We start from the raw sequence: 15,924 nt of genomic DNA on the forward strand, positions 1-15,924 counted from the left end.
GGGTTTATAAGTCAAACATTTTTTCGAGACTCTGATTCGTTTGTGTAAAACACAGACAAAAAGCGCGATTTTAAGGCAAGCTGTTGATTTAATAATCACGAAATCGGCATATAGCGTAGCTAAAATCTAAAAATGGATAAGCAGAAAAAACGGAAAGAAGCAGCCAGAAAAGAGATAAAACGAAAGAAAGTCAAAAAATGAGGGTATAGCGAAGGTAGTTTAGAGTCCGAGTGACCCGTTTAGCGTTAGCGCCCCGCAATAATGCGAGGCGCTACACTAGGATTAGTAAGTCGTCTGTTGAGACTTTTCGGCCTGAATACGTTGGTAAATCTCTTCACGATGGACAGAAACCTCTTTCGGAGCATTTACACCGATGCGAACTTGGTTTCCTTTAACACCTAATACAGTGACCGTTACCTCATCACCAATCATGAGGGTTTCACCCACTCGACGAGTCAAAATTAGCATTCTTTGCTCCTTGAAAGATTAATTAGAGTCGGGTCTCTCAGCTTCCCCGCCATTATCCGTCATCTATTGTACCTATAACAAGTTCATAATGTGTAAGCAGATTAGGCTGGTCCACACTGTATGTACAAGTTTAGTCCAAAAGGTATACACCGTAGTAATTTTTATAACAAGTACGTTGACTAAAAAACAAAAAACGCCATACCTGACAATAAGATATGGCGTTTGTTTTTTGAACTATCTTAAATTACAGCTTATCGGCAACCCAAGCTTCAACGCCTGCAAGCGCCTGAGGTAATGCAGCAGCATCGCTACCGCCCGCCATCGCCATGTCAGGGCGTCCACCGCCTTTACCTCCAACCTGCTGAGCGACCATACCAATCAGTTCGCCCGCTTTCACTTTGGCAGTGAGGTCTTTGGTTACACCAGCGACTAAGCTGACTTTACCTTCAGCGGTAGTTGCCAGAACCACAACGCCAGAACCAAGCTGATTCTTCAGCTCATCAACCATCGTGCGCAGCATTTTGGCTTCGACGTTATCCAGATGACTTACCAGAAGCTTAACGCCTTTCACATCAACGGCTTTGCTGGAAAGTGATGCACTCTCCTGAGCAGCCTGCTGATCTTTAAGCTGTTGCAGCTCTTTCTCCAACTGGCGAGTTTTATCCATAACGGCACGGATTTTATCCGCAACGCTATGAGCATCACTCTTCACTAACGATGCAGCTTCACGTAAAGCGTCAGCGTCCTGATGCATAACCGCAATCGCACCTTCGCCTGTTACGGCTTCGATACGACGTACGCCAGCCGCGGTGCCCGCTTCAGAAGTGATACGGAACAAACCGATATCCCCAGTCTGACGCGCATGCGTACCGCCACACAGCTCGGTGGAGAAATCACCCATGCTTAATACACGAACGCTTTCATCGTATTTCTCACCAAACAATGCCATCGCGCCTTTCGCTTTTGCTTCATCGAGATCCATAATATTGGTCTCGATTGGCAGATTGCGGCGAACCTGAGCGTTGACGATATCTTCAACCTGACGAATCTGTTCAGGTTTCATAGCTTCAAAATGAGAGAAATCGAAACGTAGGTTACGATCGCTCACCAATGAGCCTTTCTGGGAAACATGATCGCCCAGCACCTGACGCAAAGCAGCATGCAGTAAGTGCGTTGCAGAGTGGTTCAAACGAATACGGCTACGACGAGCTTTATCAATCGTCGCCTCAACGCTGTCACCCACCTTCAATGAACCCTGTGCAACTTTCCCCTGATGTCCAATCGCTTGGCCATACTTCTGAGTATCGGTTACAACAAAGCTCACGCCTTGCGCTGTCAGTTCGCCTTTATCGCCAACCTGACCGCCGGATTCAGCATAGAATGGGGTTTCGTTTAGAATAACCACACCTTCTTCGCCGGCGTTCAGAACGTCAACCGCCTGACCGTCACGGAACAATGCCGTCACGCTTGAACGCTGCTGGTTATGATCATAACCAGAGAACTTGGAAGCGCCATCAACACGGATCATGCTGTTATAGTCTGCACCGAAGCCGCTAGATTCACGCGCACGACGACGCTGCTCTTCCATTGCACGTTCAAAACCAATCTCGTCAACTTTCAAATTACGCTCACGGCAAACGTCAGCGGTCAGATCCAGTGGGAAACCGTAGGTATCGTACAGACGGAAAGCCGTATCACCATCCAGCGTATCGCCGGTCAGTTTTGATAGCTCATCATCCAACAACGCCAAACCGCGTTCTAGCGTGCGAGCAAACTGCTCTTCTTCAGTTTTCAGAACCTGTTCAACCATCGACTGTTGGCGTTTCAGCTCATCAGCGGCGGAGCCCATCACATCAATCAGTGGGGCAACCAGCTTATAGAAGAAGGTCTCTTTTGCACCCACCATATTTCCGTGGCGCACAGCACGACGGATAATACGACGCAGAACATAGCCACGGCCTTCGTTAGAAGGCAGTACGCCGTCAGAAACCAAGAACGCACAAGAACGAATGTGGTCGGCAATAACACGCAGTGACTTGCTAGACAGATCGGTTGCACCGGTCACTTTTGCCGTTTCGGCAATCAGTGTGCGGAACAGGTCGATGTCATAGTTGGAATTAACGTGTTGCAGAACGGCCGCAATACGCTCCAATCCCATACCGGTATCAACAGATGGTTTTGGCAACGGCAGCATGGTGCCATCAGACTGACGGTTGAACTGCATGAAGACGATGTTCCAGATCTCAATATAGCGATCGCCATCTTCTTCAGCGCTTCCCGGAGGGCCACCCCAGATGTGGTCACCGTGATCGTAGAAAATCTCGGTACATGGACCACAAGGACCGGTATCCCCCATTTGCCAGAAGTTATCTGAGGCAAAAGGAGCACCCTTGTTGTCGCCAATGCGAATAATACGTTCGCGTGGCACGCCAACTTCGTCAGCCCAAATATTGAAGGCTTCATCGTCAGTTTCGTACACGGTCACCCACAGTTTTTCTTTTGGCAGGTTGAACCAGTTTTCACCGGTCAACAGCTCCCATGCAAACTGGATAGCGTCATGCTTGAAATAGTCACCGAAGCTGAAGTTACCCAGCATTTCGAAAAATGTATGGTGACGTGCGGTATAACCGACGTTTTCTAAATCGTTATGTTTACCACCTGCACGCACACAACGTTGAGACGTTGTTGCACGGCTGTAGTTGCGTTTATCGATGCCGAGGAAAACATCCTTGAATTGGTTCATACCCGCATTGGTGAATAACAACGTAGGGTCGTTATTCGGAACCAGAGAACTACTCTCTACGATCTGGTGTCCTTTGCTATGGTAGAAATCGAGAAACGCTTGACGGATCTCAGCGGTACTCTTGCTCATAATTGTCCCGGAGTCAGGCTAAAAGAACTGTAGTGAACAGACCCTCTCGCAATTGACTGCAAGTCGGTCGCACACAAACATAAAGTGGGAATAAGATAAATTTTCTTCACTGCGAAGTAAAATCCCGCGTGCATTCAATCCGACAAATTGGAGAAAACAGCGTAAATTTCTTCCTGAAAGAAGCCTCGGTACAATAAAAATCGCTGCACCTTCGCTTTTTCTTTCCATTCTTGGGGGAGAGTTTGACCAAACTTACGATGCGCAGTTTGTTTTGCTAATGCACTCCAATCAATATCTGACGACGCAAAAGCGTCATGGATCAGATCGCGAGCAATGCCTTTCATACCTAATTCTTGCTGAATTCGCTGTACGCCATAGCCCTTTTGGCTGCGCATCACGAGATATCGCTCAGCAAACCGACGATCGTCTAGCCATTTATGCTCATGGCAATAAGCGATGGCTTGTTCAACGTCCTCTTCAGAAACGTCTTGCGCCGCAAGTTTGCGGCGCAATTCAGTTTCGCTGTGATCGCGTTGAGCAAGTAACCGCATCGCCCGATTCAGTGTTTCAGTCACTCAGTCGTTCCTCGAGGCGGTACTCTATACCCGCATTGCGGGTATATTCTCCAGCACGGCGCGTGATTACGCGTCGTCTTCCAACAGCTCTTCATCAGCTGAAGGCTTATGGTTTGCGTTCTCTGCGGCTGCGTGACTCAACAACATTTCACGCAGTTTGGTATCTAGCTCAGCACGAATAGCAGGGTTTTCCTGCAAGTATTTCATGGAGTTTGATTTACCCTGCCCAATCTTGTCGCCGTTATAGGCATACCAAGCACCGGATTTATCAACCAGCTTATGCTTAACACCCAGATCGATCAGTTCGCTTTCTTTAGAAATACCCGCGCCATAAAGGATCTGGAATTCAGCCTGACGGAATGGAGGTGCAACTTTGTTTTTAACCACTTTCACGCGTGTTTCGTTACCAACAACTTCATCGCCATCTTTAATCGCGCCGATACGGCGGATATCTAAACGAACAGAAGAGTAGAACTTCAGCGCATTACCACCAGTGGTGGTTTCTGGGTTACCAAACATGACGCCGATTTTCATACGGATCTGGTTGATAAAGATAACCAAGCAGTTCGCGTTCTTGATATTAGCGGTCAGTTTACGCAGCGCCTGAGACATCAAACGCGCTTGCAAGCCGACGTGGGAATCGCCCATCTCGCCTTCAATTTCTGCTTTAGGCGTCAGTGCAGCAACGGAGTCCACAACGATAACGTCAACCGCACCTGAACGCACCAGAGCATCACAAATTTCTAATGCCTGTTCGCCGGTATCTGGCTGAGAGATCAGCAAATCATCAACCTGCACACCTAACTTACCGGCGTAGATTGGGTCCAGCGCATGCTCAGCATCGATGAACGCACAAGTTTTGCCCGCAGCCTGTGCACTAGCAATAACCGAGAGCGTCAGCGTGGTTTTACCGGAAGATTCTGGCCCGAAGATTTCAACCACACGGCCCATCGGCAAACCGCCAATGCCCAGAGCAACGTCCAGACTCAGAGAACCTGTAGATACAGAATCAATATCCAACGTCTGGGTATCACCAAGACGCATAATGGAACCTTTACCGAACTGCTTTTCAATCTGGCCTAACGCAGCGGCTAGAGCCCTTTGTTTGTTCTCGTCCATCTGTTACTCCATGCATAGCGAACCTGAAATTGGTGTTGATTATACTGTATAGTCATACAGTATCAAGTATGTTCAGAGAAATTTTTCAATTAGAACACACAGAGCAAATTCTGCCGCCAGTTGGCGTACCTGAAGACGCCCACCGGGGAAATATTGGCGAATAGAATATGTACGTCCGTCTTTAGCCGCAAAACCAAACCACACGGTACCAGCAGGTTTTGCTGCCGAACCGCCGTCTGGCCCCGCAATGCCGCTAACTGAAACCGCAAAATCTGCACTTGCAGCTCTGAGTGCGCCCTGTGCCATTTCATTCACAACGGCTTCACTGACGGCGCCATATAATCGCAACGATTCTAGAGTAACCCCCAGCATTTCATGCTTGGCCTGATTACTGTATGTCACATAACCACGCTCAAAATAAGCGGAGCTCCCACTGATATCAGTAATCACCTTGGCGATTAATCCCCCCGTGCAAGACTCCGCACAGGTTAACGTGGCGCCTTTTTCCTTTAGGCGTGCTCCCAACGTCGCGCTCAATTCAAGTAACACATCATCCGTCATGTATTCTTCCTATGTACGGTGAGAATCGGCTTTTGATGTTAGCACTTTCTTTTAGATGATGTGCTCTGATATGTCGCCGTCGAAAATCAGAAATGCGAAATGGATTCCAAGATAATAAAAAATGCTCATCACAATGATCAACGTTGGGCTGCAACGTTGTGGTGGTGCTGGTAGATCTCTTGGCGAGATTTAGAAAAATAGGCGTTTATTAGATAAATCGAGGGAGAGAGGATGACGACTGCATCTATATAGCAACGCCTCCCTATTGCAGGGAGGCGATAAGATGAAAGCTAGTTATTCTGGAACACGCTGCCTTGGCGAGCAGCCTGACCAACGGCTTCACCTAGCTGCCACACCGCCATCGCATAGTGGGTACTATGGTTGTAGCGGGTAATCGTGTAGAAATTCGGCAGACCGTACCAATATTGGTAGCCAGTGCCCATATCAAGACGCAACAGGCTCGCCTGTTGGTATCCATCTAGCGAACTTTGAGGGCTTAGACCAGCTTCTGCCAGTGCAGTAATGGAGTAGTTAGTTTTAAAGCCATTTTCAAGCGTTGGCGCTTGCCCATTGGCCGGTACCGCCACTTTTTTACCTGATTGCCAACCGTGCGCCTTAAAGTAATTAGCCACGCTGCCGATGGCATCTTCAGGGTCCCACAAGTTGATATGACCGTCGCCGTTGAAATCAACCGCATAGCTCTTAAATGAGGACGGCATAAATTGACCATACCCCATCGCCCCTGCAAATGACCCCTTCAGGTTCAACGGATCGTCGCCCTCTTCACGCGCCATTAATAAAAAGGTTTCTAACTCACCAGAGAAATATTCAGCACGGCGCGGATAGGCGAACGACAGCGTTGCCAAGGCGTCAATAATGCGGGTTTTCCCCATGACGCGTCCCCAGCGGGTTTCAACGCCAATAATGCCCACTATAATTTCTGGTGGCACACCGTACACCTGCTGAGCACGCTGCAAGGCATTCTGATATTGATTCCAGAACACAACCCCATTTTGTACGTTATCAGGAGTAATAAACTTGCCGCGATAGCGCAGCCAAGCACCGTTAGGCCCCGCAGGCGGGCGCGTGGTTGGCGCTTGTCTATCCATCAATTTAAGCACGTAGTCCAAACGTTTGGTCTGCGCCAACACATCGTGCAACTGCTGACGATCAAAACCATGCTCGCTGACCATTTTGTCTACAAAACGGTTCATCGCAGGATCGTAGGCAAAATCCCCCATCTGCACTTGGCCCGAGTGGGAAGGATCCAGTAAAAAACCGCCCTTGGCCGTTTGTGGCGTAGTTTCAGTCACGTCGTTAGAGTGTTTTGGCTTGCTGCTACAAGCAGATAGCAAGACAACAATAGGCAGGAGCGCAGCTAGATAACGCATCGAATATCCATCGCAATGCAAGAAAAAGTGACCGATATGTTAGCGCGTTGTCTAGGGGGTGAAAACTGGAATCTCATCCAGCGATGCTAAACAGACGTAAAACAGAGACCACCATAATTAATGTTTTTTATACCCTCTCACGCCTGAACATAAGACCTCATAAAATATAATTAACATTGAGAAAAATCTTATTTTTCAAAACAGTACAGAACAATAAACTGATTTAACGCTTATTTACGAAATGCTATACCATTAAATCCTTCAGTTATATATTATTTCCATTGATAATAGATATAAGCTATAAATGACCTACGCTCATCCATGGAACGGAGGACTTATAGCCACTATGAAAACATCTAATTATTTACTTAACGGTTGGCTACGCCAGTAAAATCAATTTATTCATAAGAATATAGCCAATTTCCTGCTGTGCTCATGCGCGGTACGATTTTTTACACACTAATTACCACCACTATGAAGCTGTTCACTGGCAATCGGGGGATGCCATTAGTCGGTGTTAACGAGGTGAATATGTTAGATGACATAAGTTATAAAATTAATGACCTAATTTTATTTACGCCAGCCACCAGCGCTTTATCTTTTGTGAAACAACCGGATATTGAGCCCATTCTTATATCCAATATCACTAAGCGATTATTATTACTGCTACTTACTCACCAAGGTGAAGTCGTTAGTAGAAATCTACTATTTCAGAAGGTATGGGATAATTATGGTTTAATATCCAGTGATAGTAATTTAAATCAATGTGTTAGCAAGTTACGTCGTTTAATCAAAAGCATGGGGCTAGATGAAGAGTTCATCACAACCGCGCCTAAAATGGGTTTTATGCTGCGTAGCGAAATACAAATTGAAGCAGAGAAGTATGAGCAAGATGAAAATAATTCTCAGCAAGAACCGCCAATTACTGAGAGAACGCATAGTCCTCCAGTTCAACCAATAGAAACGTTCAGTGAACAAAAAAAAATCAGCGGCAGGCGCAAAAAATGGCTGTTATTGGTAAGCATTGCGCTAGTCGTTGTAATTCTTATTGCGACGTTATCCATTTACTATCTATCCATAAGTAAAGAAATTTACATTGGTAAAGTCGGTGAGTGTAAAACGTTTATTGCGGATAACTCCCTCTATAGCCCTATCACAGAGGATGCTCGCAATAACATACTGGAATTCCTAAAGGCAAAAGATGTTAGTTGCAAACCTGACGACTATATTTTGGTCAATCGAAGCAATAGGGTAAGCAGCTATATTTCTGACATATCGAGAATCTTTGTTGTTAAATGCAAAATTTTGCGTGAAAACAAAATAGAAATATGTGAAAGCATCACTAATGAAAGAACACTTTAGCTAAATTAAGTTATCTTTAACTTTTCCAATGCCCGTAATTACTTCGGGCATTTTTATTCCTGCGACCGTCACCACTTAAAAAGCTAAATTCACATTAAAAGGCTTATCACATCAAGTTCCCGTCAATTAACCCCCACAACAAAACAAAACTTAAAACTTAATAAAGATTAATAAAAATAAATAACAAGAATAAAAAACTGTAATAACGCATATTGACAGTTTAAAATTCCAATTAATTTTTATTGAGTTAGGATGAAGGCATAGAACTAAGGGTTATTGATGATTCTACTTACATGGATGTTTTCTCTGGTTAGAGGCATTCCTGAATGGAAGAAGAAGGGAGAATAATTATGAAGCAAGTACGCCCGTTAAAAATATCAATGCTTGCTAGCTGTATTTCAGCTGCGCTGATTGCTTTTTCTATTCCAGCCTATTCGCTGCCGGTCTCATCGTTACCAGACGACATTCGGGCAAAAATCCCCAACGCAGCAAACACAGAATATAATGCCGTCGCCGGCAGTCCTAACTACGTCTATGTCTGGGCTAATGAACCCGTGAGAGTCTATGGCGATGACGTGACGCTAAATGGCCCCGGAGGCGAAGCCTTCAAACACACGGTCATGATCAACAATAATACTCAGACAGGTGCCAGCATCGGGGTTATTTTTGGCGATAATTTCACGGCAACTTCTGATGGTACCGACTACGACACCATCCGTACTCACGGTAATGCGAGCACGCCAGATAACCCTATGTTCGTCATTATTGGCGATAACGCCAAAATATATGCCAAAGGGTCGTCCGGCGACGCTATTAACACTGGCTATACATCCTATAGTTTTACAAACGGCACTGGCGGGCTTGGTTCAGCTAATGTTTATGTGGGCAAAAATGCGCATATTGAAACATGGGGTCGATCTGGGCACGGAATATCCGTATCAGCCTTTAGAGACGGAACGCTTGCCGCAAACAACGTGACCGTTGGCGATGGTGCAACAATCATCAGCCATGGCGATAGTTCCAACGCTATCCGTACCGCTCAATCAGGCTCCAGCATTAAAATCGGCAATGATGCTCAACTTAGCACCTACGGCAGCAGCGCTTACTCTGCTTATGCGACGTCATCCAGCCAAATAGAATTAGGTAAAAATGCCCTACTCAGTACCGAAGGAACCTCGGCTCACGCACTTTATGCTACCAGCTCAGCAAAAATTCTGGTTGATGGCGGCATGACCATTACCACTATAGGGAGTAAAGCATCTGGCATTTATAGTTTTAATAAGGGCGAAGTGACAGGTGGCAGCAATAATACAATTACAACAAGCAATACTGATGCCTACGGTATTTACAGCTATTACGATGGCAACGTAGCGTTAGGCCAGACCAATATTATAACCTCAGGCAATGCGGCCTATGGTATCTATGCGTATTCAGGTAAAGCCGCGGTAGGAGGTGCGTCGTCTATCATTACAAACGGTGATGGCGCACACGGTGTATATGCACGTTTATACAACGCTCGATATACATCACCAGAGGTGACGCTGGGCGATGGCTCGTCTATTCAGGTGAATAGCGCCAATGCAACTCACGGAATTTACAGCACGACAGCTGGCCTCGTCACTTTAGAGGGCGGGCTCAATGTGGCCACCGCAGGTCGTCAAACAGACGGTAGCTACGCACTCTATGCAGCTGGAGGCACCATCGATGGCTCCACCGGCGGTCAATATAATATTGACGGTGACATCAACGCAGAAGGCACAGGTAGCCTTATCGATTTGAACCTAACCGACGGTTCAGTTTGGAACGGTGCAGCCTATCAAAGCAGCCTGGGCGAAAGCCGGGTAGCGCTGACCAATGCCTCATGGAATATGGACGGCGACTCCTCGGTGAGTGCGCTCACGCTAAATACAGGCAGCCAAATCAACTTTGCCCACAGCGATACAGATCCAACATTCAAAACCTTAACCGTCACGGGCAACTACCACGGCGATGGCGGCCTATTGGTTATGAATACCCAGTTGGGCGATGATAACTCCCCGACCGACAAACTCGTTGTTACTGGTGATACCACTGGCTCCACTTATGTTGCAGTGAATAACGCGGGCGGCATAGGTGCACTGACCACCAACGGGATAAAACTCATTGAAGTTCAAGGTGATTCTAGCGGCCAATTCGTTCAGCAAGGACGTATTGTCGCAGGCCTGTATGACTATTATTTGCAGCGTGGTGATTCATCTTACATGCCGCCAACTGCTTATGATCCAGCGCAGTCAGCGCTAAATGACTGGTATTTGATTTCTAAACTTCCGCCTGTTGAACCGCCTGAAGAGCCCGAGCCTCCGGTCGTTGAACCGCCTGAAGAGCCCGAGCCTCCAGTCGTTGAACCGCCTGAAGAGCCCGAGCCTCCGGTCGTTGAACCACCTGAAGAGCCCGAGCCTCCGGTTGTTGAACCACCAGAAGAGCCCGAGCCTCCGGTCGTTGAGCCACCAGAAGAGCCCGAGCCTCCGGTCGTTGAGCCACCAGAAGAGCCCGAGCCTCCAGTTGTTGAACCGCCTGAAGAGCCTGAGCCTCCGGTCGTTGAACCACCTGAAGAGCCTGAGCCTCCGGTCGTTGAACCACCTGAAGAGCCCGAGCCTCCAGTTGTTGACCCTAAAGAACCTGAACCACCGGTAGTACCCAACAAGCCGAAAGATCTGGTCGTACGCCCTGAAGCAGGTAGCTACATTGCTAACCATGCAGCAGGAAATACTTTATTCACGACCCGATTGCACGATCGCTTAGGGGAAACCCAATATACCGACGTATTAACCGGTGAAGAAAAAGTGACCAGTATGTGGCTACGCCAGATCGGTGGGCGTAATAACTTTAAAGACAGCAGTGGGCAATTGAAAACCAGCACCAACCGCTACGTTATGCAATTAGGCGGTGATATCGCGCAGTGGAGTACGGATGGTTTGGATCGTTGGCACCTTGGCCTGATGGCTGGTTACGCCAATGCGAAAAGCCACACCCACTCAAATAAATCGCGTCATGACTCACGTTCAAGCATTGATGGCTATTCTGTCGGCGCTTACGGTACTTGGTATAACAACGATGCAGATAAGACAGGACTCTATGTTGATAGCTGGCTGTTGTATAACTGGTTTAAAAACTCGGTAAACGGTGATGATTTACCGTCCGAATCCTATGACTCTAACGGTTTCACCGGATCTGTGGAAAGTGGATATACCTTTAAAGTGCGTGAAAGCGAACGCCGCAAAGTGTTTATTCAGCCTAAAGCACAGCTAACGTGGATGGGGGTCAAGGCGGATCGTCACATTGAAAGAAACGGCACCCGAGTAGACAGCACGGGCAACAACAATCTGCAAACCCGACTTGGTGTTCGGGCCTATATGCAGGGTAATGCAACGCAGGATGACAACAAAGATCGTACCTTCGAACCCTTCGCTGAGGTTAACTGGATCCATAATACCCAGCGATTCGGCGTAGAGATGAATAATGTCAAACTGTCCCAAGACGGTGCACGCAACATTGGTGAGGTCAAAGTCGGTATTGAAGGGCAATTCAGTCAACGCACCAGCGGCTGGATAAATATAGCCCAGCAAATCGGCGATGCCGGTTATAACGATACGTCTGGGATGTTAGGGATTAAATATAGCTTCTAAGCTTTGTTTCTAAGTCCTTTGTTAAATACACAGCCCACCTTTATGGTGGGCTTTTTTTATCTGTAAACCCGCATACATATTGCATATCAAACTTGCGAAGCACTTCCAGATATTAACTATGTCAGTTTGCAGATCCCTACGTTAGTATAGTGCCCTAAAAAATCGTTCCGGATGACCGCTTCTCCAAACGATTTCGTGATGCTTAAACAGAATCTAAAAAATCACGACAATCTCAAAATTCAATATATTAGATATAGAAATTCTATGAGCGACATGACAAACCTAGACTCCCACACCCCAATGATGCAGCAGTACTTAAAACTGAAAGCACAGCATCCTGATATCCTGCTGTTCTATCGTATGGGTGACTTCTACGAGCTATTTTATGATGATGCCAAACGTGCCTCTCAGCTCATGGATATTTCGCTAACCAAGCGCGGAGCCTCTGCCGGAGAGCCGATTCCCATGGCCGGCATTCCGCATCATGCCGTTGAAAACTATCTCGCAAAGCTGGTACAGCTCGGTGAATCCGTCGCTATTTGTGAACAAATTGGCGATCCGGCAACCACCAAAGGGCCTGTCGAACGCAAAGTGGTTCGTATCGTCACGCCGGGTACCATCAGCGATGAAGCGCTGCTTAAAGAACGTCAGGATAACCTACTAGCCGCAATCTGGCAGGACGCGCGCGGCTTTGGCTTTGCGACTCTCGATATTAGCTCTGGCCGTTTTCGCGTTGCCGAACCAGCCGATCTCGAAACCATGGCCGCAGAACTCCAGCGTACTAATCCGGCAGAGCTGCTTTATCCCGAAGATTTCGGCTCTATGCCGTTGATTGAAAACCGCAGAGGGCTGCGCCGTCGTCCGCTTTGGGAGTTTGAGTTAGACACCGCTCGGCAACAGCTAAACCTCCAGTTTGGCACCCGCGATCTCAATGGCTTCGGCGTGGAGCAATCAACACAGGCGCTGCGTGCGGCTGGCTGTTTGCTGCAATATGTGAAAGATACGCAACGAACCACGCTGCCTCACATTCGTGGTATTACCATCGAGCGCCAGCAAGACGGCATTATTATGGATGCCGCTACCCGCCGAAATTTAGAACTCACACAGAACCTATCGGGTGGCGTTGAAAATACGCTGGCCGCTATTTTGGATTGTACCGTTACGCCAATGGGCAGCCGTATGCTCAAACGCTGGGTGCATATGCCGAGCCGCGATCACAAAGCGCTCAATAATCGTCAACAGGCTATCGAAGCCCTTCAGCCTCTGGTTGAAGATCTTCAACCGCTACTGCGTCAGGTCGGCGATCTTGAGCGAATTCTTGCCCGTTTAGCTCTACGTACCGCTCGTCCACGTGATCTTGCGCGCATGCGCTATGCGTTCCAGCAACTACCTGAAATTCAGGCGCTCATCGGCGACCATGCAACGCCTCACATTGCGACGCTGGCGAAAAATGCCGGTCAGTTTGATGAGCTGAAAGAATTGCTGGAAAGAGCGGTCGTAGAAACGCCTCCTGTTCTAGTTCGCGATGGCGGGGTCATTGCGCCAGGCTACAATGACGAGTTAGACGAATGGCGCGCGCTGGCCGATGGCGCTACCGACTATCTCGATCGTTTAGAAATTCGTGAACGCGAGAAGCTCGGTTTAGACACCTTGAAAGTCGGTTTCAACGGCGTGCATGGCTATTACATTCAGGTCAGCCGTGGCCAAAGCCATTTAGTGCCGATTCACTATGTACGTCGCCAGACCTTAAAAAATGCAGAACGCTATATCATTCCTGAATTAAAAGAGTATGAAGACAAAGTTCTGACATCAAAAGGCAAAGCATTGGCGCTAGAAAAGCGTCTCTATGAAGAACTTTTCGACATGCTGTTGCCTCATCTGGCCGATCTACAGCAAAGTGCCACCGCACTTGCCGAACTGGATGTGTTGAGCAATTTGGCCGAACGCGCTGAAACGCTAAACTATGTCCGTCCAGAGCTCAGCGATAAGCCCGGTATTAAAATCGTTGGCGGACGCCATCCCGTTGTTGAGCAAGTACTCAAAGAACCTTTCATTGCTAACCCGCTGTCACTTTCCCCACAACGCCGCATGTTAGTGATCACCGGCCCGAATATGGGCGGTAAAAGCACCTATATGCGTCAAGCCGCGCTCATTGTGCTTATGGCGCACATTGGTAGCTTTGTGCCTGCTGAGAAAGCCGTGATTGGGCCTGTCGACCGCATATTTACCCGCGTGGGCGCAGCCGATGATTTGGCATCGGGCCGTTCAACTTTCATGGTTGAGATGACCGAAACCGCCAATATCTTGCATAACGCCACGGAAAACAGTTTGGTACTGATGGATGAGATTGGTCGCGGGACATCAACCTATGACGGCTTATCGCTGGCGTGGGCCTGTGCCGAGAATCTGGCCAGCCGCATCAAAGCCATGACGTTATTCGCCACGCATTACTTCGAATTAACCACGCTGCCAGAAAAACTGGAAGGCGTGTACAACGTCCATCTCGATGCACTTGAGCATGGCGATACCATTGCCTTTATGCACAGCGTGCAAGATGGCGCGGCCAGCAAAAGCTATGGCCTTGCCGTTGCCGCACTGGCGGGCGTTCCTCGTGATGTCATTAAGCGTGCAAGACAAAAACTCAAAGAGCTGGAAACCTTGTCGGCGCAAACCGGCAATAGCCAAATTGACGGATCACAGCTTCAGCTTCTGGCTGAACCTGAAGCCTCTCCTGCCGTAGAGGCTCTGGAAACGCTCGATCCCGATACACTCACGCCGCGTCAGGCATTGGATTGGCTCTATCGCCTAAAAGGCATGGTTTAAACTCTAAACTTGAAGCATAAAAAAAGGTGAAGCCGCAAAGCTTCACCTTTTTATTTTATGCATTATCGAAAGTCTTATTCGCGGAATAGAGCCTCAATGCTCAATCCCTGTCCTTGCAGGATTTCACGTAGACGGCGCAAGCCTTCAACTTGGATTTGACGCACACGCTCACGGGTTAAACCGATTTCGCGCCCCACATCTTCCAAGGTAGCAGCTTCATAACCCAGCAGACCAAAACGACGCGCCAAAACTTCACGTTGTTTCGCGTTAAGCTCAAACAGCCACTTAACAATACTCTGCTTCATGTCATCGCTTTGCGTGGTATCTTCCGGGCCACTTTCATTCTCATCGGTGAGAATATCCAGTAAGGCCTTCTCTGAATCGCCCCCCAGCGGAGTATCCACTGAAGTAATACGCTCGTTTAAGCGCAGCATACGGCTAACATCAGTGACCGGACGATCTAACTGCTCAGCAATCTCTTCCGCGCTCGGTTCATGATCCAGTTTGTGTGAAAGCTCACGTGCGGTTCGCAAATAAACGTTCAACTCTTTGACAATATGAATCGGCAAACGGATCGTACGCGTCTGATTCATGATAGCCCGCTCAATCGTTTGGCGGATCCACCATGTTGCATAGGTAGAGAAACGGAAGCCACGTTCTGGATCGAACTTCTCGACGGCACGGATTAAACCTAAATTGCCTTCTTCGATCAGATCTAACAGCGCAAGGCCGCGATTGCTATAGCGACGGGCGATTTTAACCACCAGACGCAGGTTACTTTCGATCATTCTACGACGAGACGCTTCGTCTCCGCGTAACGCTCGTCGTGCAAAAAAGACTTCTTCTTCTGCGGTTAGCAGCGGAGAGTAACCGATTTCGCCCAAGTAAAGCTGAGTAGCATCAAGTACACGTTGTGAAACGGCTTGTGCCATCAGTTCATCGGATGAATCAACCTCGGTGGGTTCTTCAACGAGCACCTTCTCGTCAAACGCTTCTTCCCCGTTCTCATCGAAGTCTACTTCTTCATTTAACTCGTTAACTTTCAGCGTATTCTGGCTCATAGCTGTACCCTACCCGTGATATTGCGG

Annotated in this window: 10 protein-coding genes; 3 read left to right on the forward strand and 7 right to left on the reverse strand. The window is 47.9% G+C overall.

All coding sequences use genetic code 11. The features are described 5' to 3' along the window. Nucleotides 1-282: 282 nt before the first annotated feature. From csrA to mltB, 6 genes are all read right to left on the reverse strand, one after another. Nucleotides 283-468, reverse strand: a complete 186-nt coding sequence (csrA, locus tag RSC70_RS07485; protein ID WP_004091602.1) for a carbon storage regulator CsrA — start codon at nt 466-468, stop codon at nt 283-285. A 244-nt stretch (nt 469-712) separates the two neighbouring features. Beyond that, nucleotides 713-3,340, reverse strand: coding sequence for an alanine--tRNA ligase (gene alaS / locus RSC70_RS07490; protein ID WP_332542140.1), 2,628 nt, complete (start codon nt 3,338-3,340; stop codon nt 713-715). A 134-nt stretch (nt 3,341-3,474) separates the two neighbouring features. Further along, the gene (recX, locus tag RSC70_RS07495) at nt 3,475-3,915 is read right to left on the reverse strand and encodes a recombination regulator RecX (protein WP_304188524.1); all 441 of its coding nucleotides are present in this window, start codon (nt 3,913-3,915) and stop codon (nt 3,475-3,477) included. Nucleotides 3,916-3,981: 66 nt separating this feature from the next. After that, a complete protein-coding gene (recA, locus tag RSC70_RS07500; RefSeq protein ID WP_025801550.1) occupies nt 3,982-5,034 on the reverse strand; it encodes a recombinase RecA in 1,053 nt (350 codons plus the stop codon). 72 nt (nt 5,035-5,106) lie between these two features. Then, nucleotides 5,107-5,595 carry a nicotinamide-nucleotide amidase gene (gene pncC / locus RSC70_RS07505; protein ID WP_043491073.1) on the reverse strand — a complete coding sequence of 163 codons (489 nt, stop codon included), beginning with the start codon at nt 5,593-5,595 and terminating at the stop codon, nt 5,107-5,109. 290 nt (nt 5,596-5,885) lie between these two features. After that, nucleotides 5,886-6,986 carry a lytic murein transglycosylase B gene (mltB, locus tag RSC70_RS07510; protein ID WP_040047299.1) on the reverse strand — a complete coding sequence of 367 codons (1,101 nt, stop codon included), beginning with the start codon at nt 6,984-6,986 and terminating at the stop codon, nt 5,886-5,888. Between the two features lie 531 nt (nt 6,987-7,517). Between mltB and RSC70_RS07515 the strand changes: the two genes are divergently transcribed. The 3 genes from RSC70_RS07515 (at nt 7,518) to mutS (ending at nt 14,836) form a co-directional block, all read left to right on the forward strand. Continuing rightward, entirely contained in the window at nt 7,518-8,348 is an 831-nt protein-coding gene (locus RSC70_RS07515) for a winged helix-turn-helix domain-containing protein (RefSeq protein ID WP_193764761.1), read from the forward strand. Between the two features lie 350 nt (nt 8,349-8,698). Further along, complete coding sequence (locus tag RSC70_RS07520) at nt 8,699-12,013, forward strand: autotransporter outer membrane beta-barrel domain-containing protein (RefSeq protein WP_332542141.1); 3,315 nt, start codon at nt 8,699-8,701, stop codon at nt 12,011-12,013. Between the two features lie 264 nt (nt 12,014-12,277). After that, nucleotides 12,278-14,836, forward strand: coding sequence for a DNA mismatch repair protein MutS (gene mutS, locus RSC70_RS07525; RefSeq protein WP_130970321.1), 2,559 nt, complete (start codon nt 12,278-12,280; stop codon nt 14,834-14,836). 74 nt (nt 14,837-14,910) lie between these two features. Here the strand turns inward: mutS and rpoS are convergent, their stop codons facing one another. Next, nucleotides 14,911-15,897: an RNA polymerase sigma factor RpoS gene (gene rpoS, locus RSC70_RS07530; protein WP_025801555.1), complete on the reverse strand. Its 987-nt coding sequence runs from the start codon at nt 15,895-15,897 to the stop codon at nt 14,911-14,913. Nucleotides 15,898-15,924 lie beyond the last annotated feature (27 nt).

Origin of the sequence: Hafnia sp. (assembly GCF_036648275.1) — a bacterium.
GTDB classification, from domain to species: domain Bacteria; phylum Pseudomonadota; class Gammaproteobacteria; order Enterobacterales; family Enterobacteriaceae; genus Hafnia; species Hafnia alvei.

What these genes read in the sequence shown, in the direction of transcription:
- csrA (WP_004091602.1), bottom strand. Translation starts at nt 468, where the DNA reads ATGCTAATTTTGACTCGTCGAGTGGGTGAAACCCTCATGATTGGTGAT.
- alaS (WP_332542140.1), bottom strand. Translation starts at nt 3,340, where the DNA reads ATGAGCAAGAGTACCGCTGAGATCCGTCAAGCGTTTCTCGATTTCTAC.
- RSC70_RS07515 (WP_193764761.1), top strand. Translation starts at nt 7,518, where the DNA reads ATGTTAGATGACATAAGTTATAAAATTAATGACCTAATTTTATTTACG.
- RSC70_RS07520 (WP_332542141.1), top strand. Translation starts at nt 8,699, where the DNA reads ATGAAGCAAGTACGCCCGTTAAAAATATCAATGCTTGCTAGCTGTATT.
- mltB (WP_040047299.1), bottom strand. Translation starts at nt 6,986, where the DNA reads ATGCGTTATCTAGCTGCGCTCCTGCCTATTGTTGTCTTGCTATCTGCT.
- pncC (WP_043491073.1), bottom strand. Translation starts at nt 5,595, where the DNA reads ATGACGGATGATGTGTTACTTGAATTGAGCGCGACGTTGGGAGCACGC.
- mutS (WP_130970321.1), top strand. Translation starts at nt 12,278, where the DNA reads ATGAGCGACATGACAAACCTAGACTCCCACACCCCAATGATGCAGCAG.
- rpoS (WP_025801555.1), bottom strand. Translation starts at nt 15,897, where the DNA reads ATGAGCCAGAATACGCTGAAAGTTAACGAGTTAAATGAAGAAGTAGAC.
- recA (WP_025801550.1), bottom strand. Translation starts at nt 5,034, where the DNA reads ATGGACGAGAACAAACAAAGGGCTCTAGCCGCTGCGTTAGGCCAGATT.